Consider the following 15,037-nt stretch of genomic DNA (forward strand, 5'->3'; position numbering starts at 1 on the left):
TGTCATCCTTAGCTCGAGTACGCGCTGTTCTCGTGCACGTAGTCGTGCGTGAGGTCGTTGGTCCAGATGGTGGCCTCGGCGTCGCCTGCCTGGAGGTCGATGTCCACCCGGACTTCACGCGGTTCGAGGTCCACGAGGTTCCGGTCATCACCAATGGCGCCGTTGCGGCAGATCTGGACGCCGTTCATGGACACGTTCAGCTGGTCTGCTTCGAAGACGGCATCGGTGGTGCCCACTGCGGACAAGACCCGGCCCCAGTTGGGGTCCTTCCCGAAAATGGCGGCCTTGAACAGGTTGGAGCGGGCTACTGCCCGGCTGACGATTTCAGCGTCGCGTTCGCTGGCTGCATTGAAAGTGCGGATGGCGATGTCGTGGCTGGCGCCTTCGGCATCCCCAATCAGCTTCCGGGCGAGATCGGCGCACACGTTGGTGACGGCCTCGCTGAGCTGCTCGGCGGAGGGCAGTGCTTCCGACGCTCCTGAGGCAAGCAACACCACGGTGTCGTTGGTGGACATGCAGCCATCGGAATCAGCACGGTCGAAGGTGACGCGAGTGGCGTCGCGGAGGACGACGTCGAGTTCGTTGGCCGGCACCTCGGCGTCGGTGGTGAGGACCACCAGCATGGTGGCGAGGCCCGGGGCGAGCATGCCTGCGCCCTTGGCGATGCCACCCACGGTGAAGGACTTGCCCTGTGCGTCCTTGCCCGTGAAGACAGCTTCCTTGGAGACGCTGTCCGTGGTCATGATGGCGGTGGCCGCGGCACTGCCGCCGTCCTCGCTCAGTTCCTTGGCTGCCGCTTCGACACCCGGGAGGATCTTGTCCATGGGGAGCTGCTCGCCGATCAGGCCGGTGGAACACACCACGACGTCGGAAGCTGAGACTCCCAGCACCTCGGCCACTTTCTCAGCGGTGGCGTGGGTGTTCTGGAAACCCTGCGGACCCGTGCAGGCGTTGGCGCCCCCCGAATTCAGGACGACGGCGTCAACGCGGCCGTCCGTGACAACCTGGCGCGACCAATGCACGGGAGCTGCGGCAACACGATTGGACGTGAAGACTGCGGCCGCTGCTTTCTGCGGGCCGTCATTGACAACGAGGGCCAGGTCTGGATTGCCTGAGGCCTTGATGCCGGCTGTGATTCCAGAGGCGCGGAATCCCTTGGGGGCGGTAATGGTCACGGTGCAACTCCCTGCAGGTTCAGGCCGGCGGTTTCATCCAGGCCGAGGGCAATGTTCATTGACTGCACGGCACCGCCGGCAGTTCCCTTGGTGAGGTTATCGATGGCGCAGGTGACGATCACCCGGCCGGTGTGGGCATCGAAAGCCAACTGCATGACGGCGTGGTTGGAGCCCTGTACGGACTTGGTACTGGGCCACTGCCCCTCCGGCAGAAGGTGAACGAACGGCTCGTCGTCGTAGGCGTCGGCCCATGCCTGGCGCAGCTCGGAGGCTGTCACGCTGCGTCCTGCCTGCGGCCGCACTTTCGCGGTGGCCGTCGTCAGAATGCCGCGGCTCATGGGCGCCAGCGTGGGCGTGAAGGACACCGTTACGGGTTCGCCTGCGGCGTTGCTGAGTCCCTGTTCGATTTCCGGCGTGTGGCGGTGCCCGCCACCCACGCCGTAAGGGCTCATGGAGCCCATGACCTCGGAACCGATGAGGTTCACCTTCGCTGCCTTGCCGGCACCGGAGGTTCCGGACGCGGAGACAATGACGACGTCGTCCGCCTGGAGGAGGCCACTGGCGAAGCCCGGCGCCAACGCCAGCAGCGACGACGTCGGGTAGCAGCCGGGAACGGCGATCCGCGTTGCGCCCTTCAGCGCCTCGCGCTGGCCCGGGAGTTCGGGCAGGCCGTACGGCCAAGTACCTGCATGGGCGGATCCGTAGAACTTTTCCCACGCGGCGGCGTCCTGCAAACGGTGGTCCGCTCCGGCGTCGATGACCACTGTTCCTTCCGGCAGTTGCGCGGCAATCTCCGCGGAGGCACCGTGCGGAAGGGCGAGGAACACGACGTCATGCCCGGCCAGGTTCTCCACGGTGGTGTCTTCCAGGATCCGGCTGGCGAGCCCATGGAGATGAGGCTGCAACTCGCCTAGTCTGGAACCGGCGTTGCTGTGCGCCGTAATGGCGCCGATGGTGACGTTGGGATGGTTGGCCAGCAGGCGCAGCACTTCTCCCCCGGCATAGCCACTGGCACCGGAGACGGCAACAGAAATAGTCATGAGCCCCATGATACAGCAAAAGTATTCATTGGGGTCGATATTTATGCATGCCTAAAACATCGTGTTTGTTAGGACATTGCCGGTATGCTTGATGGAGGGTGATCCAGACCGTGCAGTCCGAACGTCGGCTGCAGCGTTGCCCGTTATCGATACGGGGCACATTCTTGGCACCCACTTCCACATCTGAGCGGCCCAAAGTTCGCGCAATCCAACCCAACCCGGTGGTCCAGAGCTATTCGGAACTCCTGAAGAGCGTCAAGAAGGCCGGGCTGCTCGAACGCCGCAGCGGCTTCTACATCTGGCTCTTCGTGGCCTTGATGCTCCTCATGGCAGGTACCTGGCTGGGCTTCGCACTCATCGGCGACTCCTGGTATCAGCTGCTGATCGCCGCAGCCCTGGGGATCTTCTGTACGCAACTGAGCTTCCTGGCCCACGAGGCCGGCCACAAGCAGATTTTCGCATCCCGCCGCGCCAATGACTGGTCCGCCCGCCTGTTGGCTACGGGGGTGGCAGGCATCAGCTATTCGTGGTGGGAACAGAAACACGGAGCCCACCACAACCACCCGAACGTCATTTCCAAGGATCCGGACATCCGGAACAACGCCCTGGTGTTCTACGAAGAGGCAGTGGCGCAACGCAAAGGACCTTTGGCGTTCCTCACCCGGAAGCAAGGCTGGTTCTTCTTTCCGCTCCTCACGCTGCTCGGCATCAGCCTCCAGTTCGATTCCCTTCGATACGTCTTCAGCCGGGGCAAGGTCCGCCACCGCTGGGTAGAGACCCCTATCCTCGTGGCCCGGCTTGCCGCTTTGCCCGTTCTGGCTTTCACATTCCTGCCCATCGGCATGGCGTTCGCATTCCTCGGCGTGCAGATCATGGTGTACGGCTTCTATATGGGCGCCTCCTTCGCTCCCAACCACAAAGGGATGCCGGTCCTGCCGAAAGAGAGCCGGATGGATTTCCTCAGCAGGCAGGTCCTGACCTCACGGAACATCGCCGGCGGCCGCTTCATGGATTTCCTCCTCGGCGGCCTCAACAGGCAGGTGGAGCACCACCTGTTCCCGGATATGGCCCGCCCGCACCTGCACCAGGCAGCCGGAATAGTGCGTGCATTCTGCGCCAAGCACTCCATCCCGTACACGGAAACGTCCCTGGCCGGGTCCTACGGAATAGTGGTCAGGTACCTGAATGAGGTAGGCCTGGCGGCCGGGCGCGGCTTCGATTGCCCGGTGGCCTCAACCCACGGACGACGCTAGGAATTTCGCGGTCGCGTCCCGTCCGTCCCTAGGATGGAACCTGGAACCGGGCACCGGAAGGACCGTCCCGGAGTGAGGAGCCACCATGTCGCACGCCATTGTTGCCAACCAACCGGGAGGACCTGAAGTCCTCGAGTACGCTTCAGTCGAACCTCCCGTCCCAGGCGCAGGCCAGCTGCTGATCAAGGTCGCGGCGGCCGGCGTCAACTTCATCGAGACCTACCAGCGCAGCGGGATCTACAAGGTTCAATACCCTTTCACTCCCGGCGCAGAAGCCGCCGGGACCATTGAAGCGGTGGGCGAAGGCGTCGAAGATTTTGCTGTTGGCGACAGGGTAGCCACCGCGGAAGCAACCAAGACCTACGCCGAGTACGCCGTAGTGGATGTCGATAAGGCCCTGCCTGTCCCGGCCGGGGTTGATGACCACACCGCAGCCGCTTTGCCGCTCCAAGGCATCACTGCCCACTACCTCATGAACTCGTCATTCCGAGTGGAACCGGGACACACCGTTTTGCTCCACGCAGGCGCCGGTGGCGTCGGGCTCCTGCTGACCCAGCTGCTGAAGGCACGCGGAGCCAGGGTCATCACCACCGTTTCTTCGGACGAAAAAGCCGAACTTTCCCGGCTTGCGGGAGCCGATGAGGTCCTGCGCTACGAGGGTTTTGCGGACAAGGTACGGGAACTCACCGACGGCGAGGGCGTGAATGTGGTGTACGACGGCGTCGGCAAGGACACTTTCGACGATTCCCTGAGAAGCCTGCGGATCCGCGGCGCCATGGTGCTGTTCGGTGCGGCTTCCGGGCCCGTTCCACCGTTCGATCCCCAGCGGCTCAACGCCGGAGGTTCGCTCTCCCTGACGCGTCCCACGATGGGCCACTTTGTCCAGAACGCCCACGAACGGCGCTGGCGGGCCGCAGAAATTTTCGACGCCGCCGCCAACGGCACGTTGTCCGTCCGGGTCGGCGCCACCTACCCGCTGGCAGAAGCAGCCCAGGCCCACAGGGATCTGGAAGGCCGGAAGACCACCGGCAAGGTGCTGCTCCTCCCCTAGCCGCGACCGGGACAGCACCCAGGCCCTGAAGCGACAAAAGGCCCTGACAACCGAATCCATGACGGAACGGTTGTCAGGGCCTTTCACTTCCCTGCCAGCACTGCTATCGCTGGACGGCTCCACAGCGTTCGGCAGCAACAGCCACCGCAGCTGACCGGGCCTCTGAAGCTTCATCTGCCGTCAGGGTACGGTCATCAGCGCGGAAGCGCAGTCCGAAGGCCAAAGACTTCTTACCCTCTTCGATGCCCGGCCCCGAGTAGACATCGAACAGTGCCACGTCTTCCAGCAGCACTCCTGCGCCCTCCCGGAGCGCGGCAAGGACGTCATCGGCGGGCACATCCTGCGGGACCACCAAGGCCACATCCTGGGTGGCCACGGGGAAGCCCGAGATGTGCTTGGCGACGATCACGTCAGCAGCAGCCTCAAAGAGCGCTTCGACGTTGATCTCCATCGCCACGGAGCGCGCAGGCATGTCGTGGGCGGCCAAAAGCTTGGGGTGCAGTTCGCCGGCGTAGCCCACGACGTCACCGCTGCGCAGTGCCAGACGGGCAGCCCGGCCCGGGTGGAAGGCCTGGTGGCTGCCCTGGCTGACTACCAACTCAACCCCAAGGACGTCGGCAATCAGCCGCGCAACATCCAAGGCATCGGCCCAGTCCCAGGCACGCGGCGTGTGCGTCGCGGCAGCCGGCGAATCATGGCCGGTCAGGACCGCCGCGATGTGCAGCGGCTGGTGCGGAACGCCGTCGAACAATCCCTCCAGAACCTCATCCGCAGGCCTGACGCCCAACGGCGGGATGCTTTCGGTACCGATTTTCCCTTCCGGCAAGAACACCGAACCGGCCTCGTACAACGCTACGTCGCGGAAGCCCCGCGAGTGGTTCCGGCGTGCGACTTCGATCAGTCCCGGCAGGATCGACGTGCGAAGGAAACCCTGCTCTTCGCTGATCGGGTTGGCGAGCTTCAGTGCCGGCCGTTCGGCGCCTTCCTCGGCTACCCCGAAGGTATCGTTGGCGGCCTTGGAGACGAACGGGTAGGACAGAACCTCAGTCAGGCCTGCATCGGCCAGGGCCTGCACTACGCGACGTTTCTGCTGCTGGGTCCGGCTCAGGCCACGGCCCGGAGGTGCCACGGGCAAGGTGGCGGGAATGTTGTCATAACCGACCAGGCGGGCGACTTCCTCGGACAGGTCTTCCTTGGTTTCGAGGTCGTGGCGCCAGCTTGGAGCGGTCACCCGGTAGCCGCCGTCGTTCTTTTCCACGGTGGCGCCAAGGTCAACGAGGGAAGTGGTGACCTGCTCCTCCGTGAAATCGATGCCGATCCGCTTCGAGGCATAGTCGGCAGGCAGTTCGATGGTGACGGCGTCCGGCGCGGTTCCGACGTCCGTCCCGGTCGCGTCAGCGGTGCCGCCGGCCAGTTCCACCAGCAGGTCCACGACGCGCTGGGCGGCGACGTCGGCCACGTGCCAGTCCACCCCGCGTTCGAAGCGCTTGGAAGCCTCGGACGGCAGCTTGTGCCGGCGGCGGGAACGGGCAATCGAAACCTCGTCGAAGTGTGCCGCTTCCACCAGGATGCTGGTGGTGGAATCAGATACCTCGGTGTGGGCACCGCCCATGACGCCGGCAATGCCGATCGCACCGGAATCATCGGTGATCAGCAGATCCTCGGGGTGGAGGGTCCGCTCCTTGTCATCGAGCGTGGTGATCTTCTCGCCGGCCACGGCGCGGCGCACGACGATGTCACCGGACAGCTTGTCCAGGTCATAGCAGTGGTTCGGCTGGCCGAGTTCCAGCATGACGTAGTTGGAGATGTCCACCGGCAGGGAGATGCTCCGGATGCCGGCCAGACGAAGCCGGGATGACATCCACGGCGGCGTGGGACGCGTCGGGTCCACACCCCGGACAGTCCTGGCGACGAAACGGTCGCAGCCGGGCTTGCCGTAGATGGGAGCGTCGTCGTTGAGCTTGACGCCGTATCCGCCTTGGAGGCCGGCAGGCGCGTTGACCCTGGATGCCGGATCCGTGAAGGCGGTACCCGTGGCGTGGGCGTATTCGCGGGCCACTCCTCGGATGGAAAAGGCATAACCGCGGTCGGGAGTGACGTTGATTTCCGCTGCTTGGTCGTACAGGCCGAGCAGCTCCATTGCGTCGGTTCCGATTTCCGGGTCCAACCCGATCCGGGACAGCACCAGGATGCCGTCGTGGTCGTCGCCGATACCCAGCTCGCGGACCGAAGCGATCATTCCAGCAGACATGTGACCGTAGGTCTTGCGGGCAGAGATGTGGAAGTCCCCGGGCAGCACGGCGCCCGGCAGGGTCACAACAACCTTGTCCCCCTCCACGAAGTTGTGCGCGCCGCAAACAATGCCCTGGACTCCGGAGGGATCGATGCCCTTGCCGGTGAGGGTCTGTTCCTGCCCTTCGGGAACGACCCGGACCTGGCACCAGTTGATGGTCTTGCCGTTGCTCTGCGGCTCCTTGACCAGGCTGAGCACCTGCCCGACGACGACCGGCCCCTTCAGGGTGTCCGTGGGCCGATGGACCTCTTCTTCTTCGAAGCCGACCTTGACCAGGTCAGCCATGACGTCTTCGGCCGTAGCATCGGCCGGTACCTGTGCGAACTCGCGCAACCAGGAAAGTGGGATACGCACTGTTAGATCTCCATCCCGAAGTGCTCGCTGAAACGTACGTCGCCTTCGATCATGTCGCGCATGTCGCCAACCTCGTTGCGGAACATGAGGGTGCGCTCGATGCCCATGCCGAAGGCAAAACCTGAATAGACTTCCGGGTCGATGCCTGCTGCCCGGAGGACGTTGGGATTGACCATGCCGCAACCGCCCCATTCAATCCATTGCGGGCCCCCCTTGGCGCCCGGGTGCCAGATGTCCAGCTCCGCCGAAGGCTCCGTGAAGGGGAAGTAGTTGGGGCGCAGGCGGATGGAAGCTTCGTCGCCGAACATCTGCCGGGCGAAGTGCTCCAACGTTCCGCGCAAGTCCGCCATGCTGAGGTTCTTGTCGATGGCCAGGCCCTCGAACTGGTGGAACACCGGCGTGTGGGTCGCATCGAGCTCGTCGGTCCGGAACACCTTTCCGGGGCAGAGCACGTAGATGGGAACCTCGCGCTCCAGCATGGAACGCACCTGCACCGGTGAGGTGTGGGTGCGCATGAGGAGATGCGCCTCCGGTGGCTCCACGAAGAACGTGTCCTGCATTTCGCGGGCAGGGTGGTCCGGCTTGAAGTTCAAGGCGTCGAAGTTGAACCACTCGGACTCCACCTCCGGGCCTTCGGCGATTTCCCAGCCCATCCCGACGAAGATGTCCGAGACGCGGTCCTGCAGCGTGGACAGAGGATGGCGGGCGCCTGCGCGACGGCGGCGCGGAGCGGCGGTGACGTCTACTGTCTCTTCCACCAAAATGCGGGCGTCATTCTCCGCTTCGAGGACCTCGTTGCGGGCTGCGAGCGCCTGGTTGACGCGACCCCGGGAGGAGCCCAGCAGCTTGCCGGCGGCCGCTTTGTGTTCCTTCGCCAAGCCGCCGATTTCGCGGTTGGCAAGGCTGAGCGGCGACTTCTCGCCGGTGTGCGCGAGGCGGACGGCCTTGAGTTCTTCGAGGGAGGTTGCGCCGGCAATGGCTGCTAGGGCGTCCTCAACGGCAGCGGTGATGGCGGCTTCGTCCAGAGGGTTCGGGACGGCGGCGCCTGGCAAAGTGTCAGTCATCTACTGTTCTTAGCTACGAGTCGGAAGCGGCCGGCGTGGCGGCTGCAGGACAAACGGTGGTGGACGCCGCATGGCGGACACCGCCTTCCAGTCTAATTGAACCGCTCCGCCTTGCCGGTCTTTGCCCTGCTGCCGGGCAAGGCCCGGGGTTAGCATGGCTTCATGACTCCCGGGCAGCGCCTGCGCCAGATCGCGAACGTCGTCAATCTCAGCACGCCGCTGGGCCTGGTGATAGCGGTCGCGTCCAAGTCGCCGCGGCGTCCCGGTCCACGCGGACTGATCATCGCTTCCGACTATGGATGGAAACTTCCCAAGGCGGGGGCTTTCACCATGGGGAACGTCGTTCTCTACAGGGCTGGTCGCGACGTAGCCGGCCGCAACGAAGTGTTGCTTGGCCACGAGGAACGTCACAGCACCCAGTACGCCTACTGCCTGGGCCTGCCCTTCCTGGTTTTCTACGGGGCGGCTGCCTGCTGGTCCGTACTGCGTACGGGCAATCCGGGCCTGGCCAATATCTTTGAACGCCAGGCCGGACTTGAGGCCGGCGGCTACATCAGCCCTCCTGGCCAACACCGGCATGCCGGAGAAGGAATCGAGGCAGCATGAAACGCACCATGACGGTAACGGGAACGGGCAGTGCTTCGGCAACTCCGGACACCGTGACATTGACGCTCGGAGTCGAGACCCGCCGTGAGACGGCAGAAAGGGCCTATTCCGACGCCGGTGCTGCCGCCACCGCTGTTGCCGCAGCGTTGCGGTCCGAGGGGGTACTGGAGGCCGATCTGCGCACGAGCGGACTCAATCTTCGCGCGGATTCGGTGTGGGCCGAAGGCCAGGGACAGAAGGTGACGGGCTACGTGGCCACGGCGGCCCTGCACGTGGGCCTCCGCTCACCATCAAGCGCTCCCGCCGTCATCGCTTCTGCGGTTGCCGCAGGCGGCGACGCCATCAGGATCAACGGCCTTGAACAGAGCTTCGCCGATGCGTCAGGCCTGATCGCTTCAGCGCAGGAAGCTGCCTGGTCCGATGCCTTGGCCAAAGCGCAGCGCTACGCCCGGCTGGCGGGAGCTGAGCTCGGCGGGGTCATCTCCGTTTCAGAGCAGGCACCGGCCGGTACACCCGTCCCGGTGGGTGGGCTGGTACGTGCCTACGCTGCCGAGGCACTGCCCGTGGAGGCCGGCACATCGTCGGTGTCCGCAAGTGTCAGGGTGGAATGGGAGTTGGTAGCCGGCTAAGGCTTAGTGGATCGCCCCGGCAGCAAACTGCTCGTCAACCGTGGTTTGAAGGACAGTGCGGACAACCACGGAAATCCCCCGCACCATGTCATCCAGGACCATGGTCGGGACGCTGCTTCCGGGAGGCACCTGCTCCGGCAGGTAGGGCACATGGATAAAGCCCGCCCGGATTCCGGTCTTCCCTGCCGCCGTCTTCATGAGCGAGTAGAACACGTGGTTGCAGACGTAGGTCCCGGCGGTCTGCGAGACCTCCGCCCTGATGCCCTCAATCTGCAGGTTCCGCAGGGCCGCTTTGATGGGCAAGGTGGTGAAGTATGCCGCCGGTCCGCCCTGGACTATGTCCTGGTCGATGGGCCTGTTCCCTTGGTTATCCGGTATTCGCGCGTCATCGACGTTGATGGCCACGCGTTCAAGGGACATCCGTGAACGGCCTCCGGCCAGTCCTACGGCCACGACAATCCGGGGGTGGATCGCATCGATGGTTTCCTCCAGGACGCGCGCCGATTCGCCGAACACGCACGGCAACTCCAGAGTCTCAACATCAAGGCCGTCGCCGCGCAGCAACGCAGCCGCGCCCCCTACTGCCGGCCAGGAAGGATTCACGAAATCGCCGCCAAAGGGCTCGAACCCGGTCAGGAGGATCATGGGGCAACAGTAGCAACCCGGGGATGCTCCTGCGGACGCTTGACTTAAATTCGAACATACCTTCGAATTGAACCCATGAGATGGAACGCACAAGCACTTTCACCTACCAGTGACGGCTTGTCCGGAAACAGTGAAGGCGGAACTCCAGGCCCTGCCCCGGTCACGGATGCCCTGCTGCCACTGGCCGGGCTGGTGCGTTCCATCTCAACACCCGAGTTTTCCGGAGTCACCTTCCACGAGGTCACCGCCAAGTCAGTGCTCAACAAGGTGCCGTCCGGTTCAAACATGCCCTTCGAATGGACCGTCAATCCTTACCGTGGCTGCAGCCATGCCTGCGTTTATTGCTTTGCCCGCAAGACCCACACCTACCTGGACTTCGACTCCGGCCGGGACTTTGATTCCCAAGTGGTGGTGAAGATCAACGCAGCAGAGGTGCTGCGCAAGGAGTTGGCGAAGCCGTCATGGCAGCGGCATCAGGTTGCGCTGGGGACCAACACCGACCCCTACCAGCGTGCCGAGGGCCGGTACGCGTTGATGCCGGGAATTATCCGTGCCCTGGCCGACTCCGGGACGCCGTTCTCGATTCTGACCAAGGGCACCCTCCTGGCAAGGGACATTCCCCTCCTCAAGCATGCAGCTGCCAACGTTCCGGTGGACCTTGGGATCTCACTCGCAATGACCAACTCGGACCTCGCCGAACTGATGGAGCCTGGAACGCCGTCGCCCCGGGCACGCCTAAAGCTCATAGCAAGGCTGCGCGACGCAGGCCTGGGCTGCGGCGTCATGGCGATGCCGATCCTTCCATGGCTGACCGACTCCGATGAAGCACTCGACTCGCTTTTTTCGGAACTGGCGGCTGCCGGTGCCACAGGGGTCACAGCCGGCGCCCTCTACCTCAAGCCAGGCACCCGCGAGTGGTATCTGAGATGGCTCGCCGCCAACCATCCGGAGCTGGTGGGCCGCTACCGCCGCCTCTACGGTCAAGGCGCTTACGCCGCGAAAGACTACCGGGTGTGGTTGTCCGGTCGGATCAATTACTTCAAGGCGAAGTACGGATTCAAGGGCACGTCCGGATTCAGTCACCGGAACGCCAAACCGGCGGCTTCCAGCCGCACTGATGCCGAGCATCAGGCTGCACACACCCCGGACCAACAGCCGCTGTTCTAGGCTCCCCGCGCTTGCGGATTACATCGCCTGCGCCGTGGCTAGCCCTCCGCTGCGACCCGGTCCAGCAAGGCCTGCACAATGGGCAGATCTGCGGGGATCCATGGAAGTTCCATGACCTCCCCGTGCCCGTCAAGACGCACCCAGCGGAGCTCGTCATGATCCTCGAGCGGTTGCGGCTCTCCCGCTGACACTTCCGCGAACCAGACCCGCATTACCGCATGCTCGTTCAGTGGCCAGCCGGACGGACTTCCGGAGTCCACTTCACGGCCAAGACGCACGGTGATGCCCAGTTCCTCGCCCAGTTCGCGATGCAGGGCAGCCTCAGCGGATTCGCCCGCCTCGACTTTTCCGCCGGGGAACTCCCACATCCCGGCGAATTTAGGCGGCGCGGTACGCCGGGCGGCCAACAGCCTGGAGGGTTGTTCCAAGGAGTCGACGACGGCCGCCCCCACGACATTGATCATTGCAGTCACCGCACCAGTCTAGGGTGGCCGGGGCCATGGGGATTATCACATAACACGGCTGCGAACCCTCCGGAGCACTAAGCTTGACTCTGGACTTTCTCCACTTTCCCAGGCCCCAAGGCACCCTCAAGAAGCAGGCTCATGACTACAACCATGTCTCCACCCGTCCAGCGATCCGCCAAACGCCACCTTGGTCTGGCCATACTGTCGCTGGCCATGGGCGGATTCGCCATCGGCACCACCGAGTTCGCCATGATGGGCCTGCTGAAGGAAGTTGAAGAAGGGCTTGCGATCAGCACCCCCGAGGCCGGCAACCTGATCTCCGCCTACGCCCTTGGCGTGGTCATTGGAGCGCCGGTCTTTGCGGCCTTCGGCGCCAAACTGCCAAGGAAGCATCTGGCCCTCGGTCTCATGCTGTTCCTCTCGGTGGCCAACCTGACGTCCTTCATCGCTCCCGACTACGGCCTGATGCTGGTGTCGCGCTTCGCTTCGGGACTACCCCACGGCGCCTTCTTCGGCGTCGCGGCCGTGATTGCAGCGAGCCTCGTGGCGCCCACCAAGCGCGGCTGGGCGATTTCCATGGTCATGGCCGGGCTGACCGTCTCCAACGTCATCGGCGTCCCGCTGGCCACGTGGGTTGGTCAGACGTTCGGGTGGCGGCTGCTGTTCGTCATCGTGGGGGCCATCGGCCTCGGCACGGTGGCAATGGTCTGGAAATTCGTGCCCTTCGAACCCGTCCATCCGGAGGCGAGCATCCGCCGCGAACTCGGCGCCCTCAAGCGGCTGCAAGTCTGGCTGGCACTGCTGATCGGCATCATCGGCTTTGGCGGGTTCTTTGCCGTCTACACCTACATCGCCCACACCATGACCAGCGTCGCAGGCATACCGGAGAACTTCATACCCGCAGTCGTCGCCCTGTATGGCGTGGGCATGGTGGTGGGCAACATCATCGGCGGGCGCATCGCCGACCGGTCCGTCATGGGCACCATCTACTTCGTGATGCCGGGCATCGCTGTTGCCTTGGTGGTCTACGCGATTGCGGCCAACTGGGCCTGGTCCGCGTTCCTCATGGCCTTCGTGGTCGGTGGCATCGGCTCCATGCTGACTCCCGCCCTGCAGACGCGGCTCCTCGACGCCGCCCCCGGCGCGGCTTCCCTGGCGTCCTCTCTAAACCATTCCGCGCTCAACATCGCCAACGCCCTGGGAGCTTTCCTCGGCGGCACCGTCATCGCCTGGGGCTGGGGCTACGTGGCACCGGCGCTGGTCGGTGCAGTGCTCGCCGTTCTCGGCCTGGGCGTAGCAGTGATCAGCGGGCTCGTGGAACGCAGGAAGCCGCTGGCCTGAGCCTTAGGGCCTCCGAACCCCGGCATCTTGCTGGGAGCGGGCGCTGGCGTAGAGGCAGACGGTAGCTGCAGTACCCAGGTTCAAGCTCTCTGCCGCCCCGTAGACCGGCACAGCAACCCTATGATCAGCCAAGGCCAGCTCGGCGTCGGACAGTCCCTGTGCCTCATTCCCGAAGAGCCAGGCGGTGGGGGCTTCCAGCGCGTAGTCGGATGCTACGTCGGTGTTGCCCAGGCGACGGGCTGCATTCTCGTCCTGCAGCTTGTCCAGGTTGACGGTGCCGTAACCGTCAGCGGCCAGGATGCCGATCCCCCGGGCCTTGCACAAGGCCACCACTTGCTCCACGTCAGCGCCCAGCACCACCGGGAGGTGGAACAAAGACCCCGCGGTGGACCGGACGGCCTTGGGATTGTAGATGTCCACGCTTGATCCCGTGAGGATCACCGCGTCGGCACCCGCAGCGTCTGCTGCGCGCAGTACTGTGCCGGCATTGCCGGGGTCCCGCACCTGGCACATCACGGCGAGGAGGTGTGGACCGGCGTCGAGCACTTCCTCAAGGGGCACGTCCACGAAGCTGCACACCGCAACGATCCCCTGGGGGTTCACGGTGTCCGCCATGGCGGACAGGACCTCATCGCTCGCGAGGCGAAGCAGGGTGCCCTTGGCAAGATCGGCAAGTTCCGGCAGCCGGTCCAGGCACGCTTCACTGGCAAAGACCTCATGGACGACGGCGGCGCCCCCTGAGGCGAGCCGCTCACGGTGCAGCGTCAGAGCCTCCCGTACGGCCTGGGGCCCCTCTGCGAGGAACCTCTTGCGCTTTAAACGCGCCGGGCGCCCGGCAAGCTTCGCGACATCCTTCACCCGATCGGCTCGGGGGTTGGTCATCGGAAAATCTTGCGGGCGCCCGGTTTCGTTCATATAAAGAACTTTAGTGGCAGTTGCGACTAGTTCTTGATCTGCTGGCGTGCTTCGCCACCGGCAGGCTCAAAGCCTGCAGCCTTTGCAGCTTCAACGGTGGAGAACCAGTACTCAGCAGCGGTGTTCTCGTACCAGGTGGAACCCGGAACGTGGTACTTCTTGGACTCGGCGTTGCCCTTGATGGCGTAGCCCTCCGGAGCACCTTCGCCGTCAACGGCAGCAACAGCACCGTCGATGGCCGGCTTCTCGGAAACAACAGCCTTGACAGCCGTAGCGGTAGCGGCGGCCGGAGCAACCTTGGCTGCCTTGGGAGCAGCAACTTCAGCCTTGGCGGCCGGAGCGGAGGTGTCGGACGGCAGTGCTGCCTTGGCAACGTTCACCAGAGCGGTGAAAGCATTGGCATCGGAGACGGCAAGTTCTGCCAGCATGCGGCGGTCAACCTCAACCTCAGCGGCCTTGAGGCCCTGGATCAGGCGGTTGTAGGTGAGGCCGTTGGCGCGGGATGCAGCGTTGATGCGCTGGATCCAGAGGCGACGGAAGTCACCCTTGCGCTTGCGGCGGTCGCCATAGCTGTAAACAAACGAGTGCAGCAGCTGCTCTTTTGCCTTGCGGTAAAGGCGCGAACGCTGACCGCGGTAACCCTTGGCGCGTTCGAGGACAACCCGGCGCTTCTTGTGGGCGTTGACCGCCCGCTTCACACGTGCCACGTGCGTACTCCTTCAGAAATCTTTATCCCAAGCTGCTACTACCGGGATTCCCGGCGGGCCTGAGAAGGCTTTTGGTGTAGTTGGCAACTGCCGGTTGGCAGCCGCCGAAGAACTTGGAACTTAGACGCCGAGCATCTTCTTGATGACCTTGGCATCGCCCTTGAAGACGATCTTGTCGCCGGCAAGGCGACGGGTCAGCGTGGAAGCCTTGTGCTCAAGGTAGTGGCGGCGGTTGGCCTGCTGGCGCTTCAGCTTGCCGGTACCGGTCAGCTTGAAGCGCTTCTTAGCACCGCTGTGGGTCTTCATCTTCGGCATGGGAACCGATCTCCT

At 64.2% G+C, this 15,037-nt stretch carries 15 protein-coding genes; 6 read left to right on the forward strand and 9 right to left on the reverse strand.

Annotation, left to right across the window (positions count from 1 at the left end; genetic code table 11):
- Positions 1-8: 8 nt before the first annotated feature.
- Both argJ and argC read right to left on the reverse strand, forming a co-directional pair.
- Positions 9-1,175 carry a bifunctional glutamate N-acetyltransferase/amino-acid acetyltransferase ArgJ gene (gene argJ / locus HMI59_RS13700; RefSeq protein ID WP_021474295.1) on the reverse strand — a complete coding sequence of 389 codons (1,167 nt, stop codon included), beginning with the start codon at positions 1,173-1,175 and terminating at the stop codon, positions 9-11.
- Positions 1,172-2,215: an N-acetyl-gamma-glutamyl-phosphate reductase gene (gene argC, locus HMI59_RS13705; protein WP_166184045.1), complete on the reverse strand. Its 1,044-nt coding sequence runs from the start codon at positions 2,213-2,215 to the stop codon at positions 1,172-1,174. The genes argJ and argC overlap by 4 nt, the downstream gene beginning before the upstream one ends.
- 164 nt (positions 2,216-2,379) lie before the next feature.
- Here argC and HMI59_RS13710 point away from each other — a divergent pair, with 164 nt between their 5' ends.
- Together HMI59_RS13710 and HMI59_RS13715 are read left to right on the forward strand one after the other, a co-directional pair.
- Positions 2,380-3,468, forward strand: coding sequence for an acyl-CoA desaturase (locus tag HMI59_RS13710; protein ID WP_193591615.1), 1,089 nt, complete (start codon positions 2,380-2,382; stop codon positions 3,466-3,468).
- An 85-nt stretch (positions 3,469-3,553) separates the two neighbouring features.
- On the forward strand, positions 3,554-4,519 hold the full coding sequence (locus tag HMI59_RS13715) for a quinone oxidoreductase (protein WP_193591616.1): 966 nt from the start codon (positions 3,554-3,556) through the stop codon (positions 4,517-4,519).
- Between the two features lie 103 nt (positions 4,520-4,622).
- On the opposite strand, the gene pheT is transcribed toward HMI59_RS13715, so the two are convergent.
- Together pheT and pheS are read right to left on the reverse strand one after the other, a co-directional pair.
- On the reverse strand, positions 4,623-7,166 hold the full coding sequence (pheT, locus tag HMI59_RS13720; RefSeq protein ID WP_193591617.1) for a phenylalanine--tRNA ligase subunit beta: 2,544 nt from the start codon (positions 7,164-7,166) through the stop codon (positions 4,623-4,625).
- A gap of 2 nt (positions 7,167-7,168) precedes the next feature.
- Positions 7,169-8,230, reverse strand: coding sequence for a phenylalanine--tRNA ligase subunit alpha (pheS, locus tag HMI59_RS13725; RefSeq protein WP_062096013.1), 1,062 nt, complete (start codon positions 8,228-8,230; stop codon positions 7,169-7,171).
- A gap of 162 nt (positions 8,231-8,392) precedes the next feature.
- Between pheS and HMI59_RS13730 the strand changes: the two genes are divergently transcribed.
- Positions 8,393-8,836, forward strand: coding sequence for a hypothetical protein (locus tag HMI59_RS13730; protein ID WP_193591618.1), 444 nt, complete (start codon positions 8,393-8,395; stop codon positions 8,834-8,836).
- On the forward strand, positions 8,833-9,465 hold the full coding sequence (locus tag HMI59_RS13735; protein WP_166184038.1) for an SIMPL domain-containing protein: 633 nt from the start codon (positions 8,833-8,835) through the stop codon (positions 9,463-9,465). Before HMI59_RS13730 ends, HMI59_RS13735 begins: the two co-directional genes overlap by 4 nt.
- Before the next feature lie 3 nt (positions 9,466-9,468).
- Here HMI59_RS13735 and pcp read toward each other — a convergent pair whose 3' ends face one another.
- Positions 9,469-10,110, reverse strand: coding sequence for a pyroglutamyl-peptidase I (pcp, locus tag HMI59_RS13740; RefSeq protein ID WP_193591619.1), 642 nt, complete (start codon positions 10,108-10,110; stop codon positions 9,469-9,471).
- A gap of 75 nt (positions 10,111-10,185) precedes the next feature.
- Between pcp and HMI59_RS13745 the strand changes: the two genes are divergently transcribed.
- Positions 10,186-11,277: an Rv2578c family radical SAM protein gene (locus HMI59_RS13745; RefSeq protein ID WP_166184034.1), complete on the forward strand. Its 1,092-nt coding sequence runs from the start codon at positions 10,186-10,188 to the stop codon at positions 11,275-11,277.
- 38 nt (positions 11,278-11,315) lie between these two features.
- Here the strand turns inward: HMI59_RS13745 and HMI59_RS13750 are convergent, their stop codons facing one another.
- Complete coding sequence (locus tag HMI59_RS13750; protein ID WP_193591620.1) at positions 11,316-11,750, reverse strand: (deoxy)nucleoside triphosphate pyrophosphohydrolase; 435 nt, start codon at positions 11,748-11,750, stop codon at positions 11,316-11,318.
- A gap of 132 nt (positions 11,751-11,882) precedes the next feature.
- Between HMI59_RS13750 and HMI59_RS13755 the strand changes: the two genes are divergently transcribed.
- Positions 11,883-13,085, forward strand: a complete 1,203-nt coding sequence (locus HMI59_RS13755; protein ID WP_166184031.1) for an MFS transporter — start codon at positions 11,883-11,885, stop codon at positions 13,083-13,085.
- Between the two features lie 3 nt (positions 13,086-13,088).
- On the opposite strand, the gene HMI59_RS13760 is transcribed toward HMI59_RS13755, so the two are convergent.
- From HMI59_RS13760 to rpmI, 3 genes are all read right to left on the reverse strand, one after another.
- Positions 13,089-14,000 (reverse strand): RNA methyltransferase, encoded by a 912-nt coding sequence (locus tag HMI59_RS13760; protein ID WP_193591621.1) that lies wholly within the window; start codon positions 13,998-14,000, stop codon positions 13,089-13,091.
- A 26-nt stretch (positions 14,001-14,026) separates the two neighbouring features.
- A complete protein-coding gene (rplT, locus tag HMI59_RS13765; protein ID WP_166184027.1) occupies positions 14,027-14,707 on the reverse strand; it encodes a 50S ribosomal protein L20 in 681 nt (226 codons plus the stop codon).
- Positions 14,708-14,827: 120 nt separating this feature from the next.
- Positions 14,828-15,022, reverse strand: a complete 195-nt coding sequence (gene rpmI, locus HMI59_RS13770; RefSeq protein WP_021474310.1) for a 50S ribosomal protein L35 — start codon at positions 15,020-15,022, stop codon at positions 14,828-14,830.
- Between the last annotated feature and the right edge of the window lie 15 nt (positions 15,023-15,037).

The sequence above is a fragment of the Paenarthrobacter sp. YJN-5 genome (assembly GCF_015040095.1).
Lineage (GTDB): Bacteria > Actinomycetota > Actinomycetes > Actinomycetales > Micrococcaceae > Arthrobacter > Arthrobacter ureafaciens.

What these genes read in the sequence shown, in the direction of transcription:
- argC (WP_166184045.1), bottom strand. Translation starts at nt 2,215, where the DNA reads ATGACTATTTCTGTTGCCGTCTCCGGTGCCAGTGGCTATGCCGGGGGA.
- HMI59_RS13715 (WP_193591616.1), top strand. Translation starts at nt 3,554, where the DNA reads ATGTCGCACGCCATTGTTGCCAACCAACCGGGAGGACCTGAAGTCCTC.
- pheS (WP_062096013.1), bottom strand. Translation starts at nt 8,230, where the DNA reads ATGACTGACACTTTGCCAGGCGCCGCCGTCCCGAACCCTCTGGACGAA.
- HMI59_RS13730 (WP_193591618.1), top strand. Translation starts at nt 8,393, where the DNA reads ATGACTCCCGGGCAGCGCCTGCGCCAGATCGCGAACGTCGTCAATCTC.
- HMI59_RS13735 (WP_166184038.1), top strand. Translation starts at nt 8,833, where the DNA reads ATGAAACGCACCATGACGGTAACGGGAACGGGCAGTGCTTCGGCAACT.
- pcp (WP_193591619.1), bottom strand. Translation starts at nt 10,110, where the DNA reads ATGATCCTCCTGACCGGGTTCGAGCCCTTTGGCGGCGATTTCGTGAAT.
- HMI59_RS13745 (WP_166184034.1), top strand. Translation starts at nt 10,186, where the DNA reads ATGAGATGGAACGCACAAGCACTTTCACCTACCAGTGACGGCTTGTCC.
- HMI59_RS13755 (WP_166184031.1), top strand. Translation starts at nt 11,883, where the DNA reads ATGACTACAACCATGTCTCCACCCGTCCAGCGATCCGCCAAACGCCAC.
- HMI59_RS13760 (WP_193591621.1), bottom strand. Translation starts at nt 14,000, where the DNA reads ATGAACGAAACCGGGCGCCCGCAAGATTTTCCGATGACCAACCCCCGA.
- rpmI (WP_021474310.1), bottom strand. Translation starts at nt 15,022, where the DNA reads ATGCCGAAGATGAAGACCCACAGCGGTGCTAAGAAGCGCTTCAAGCTG.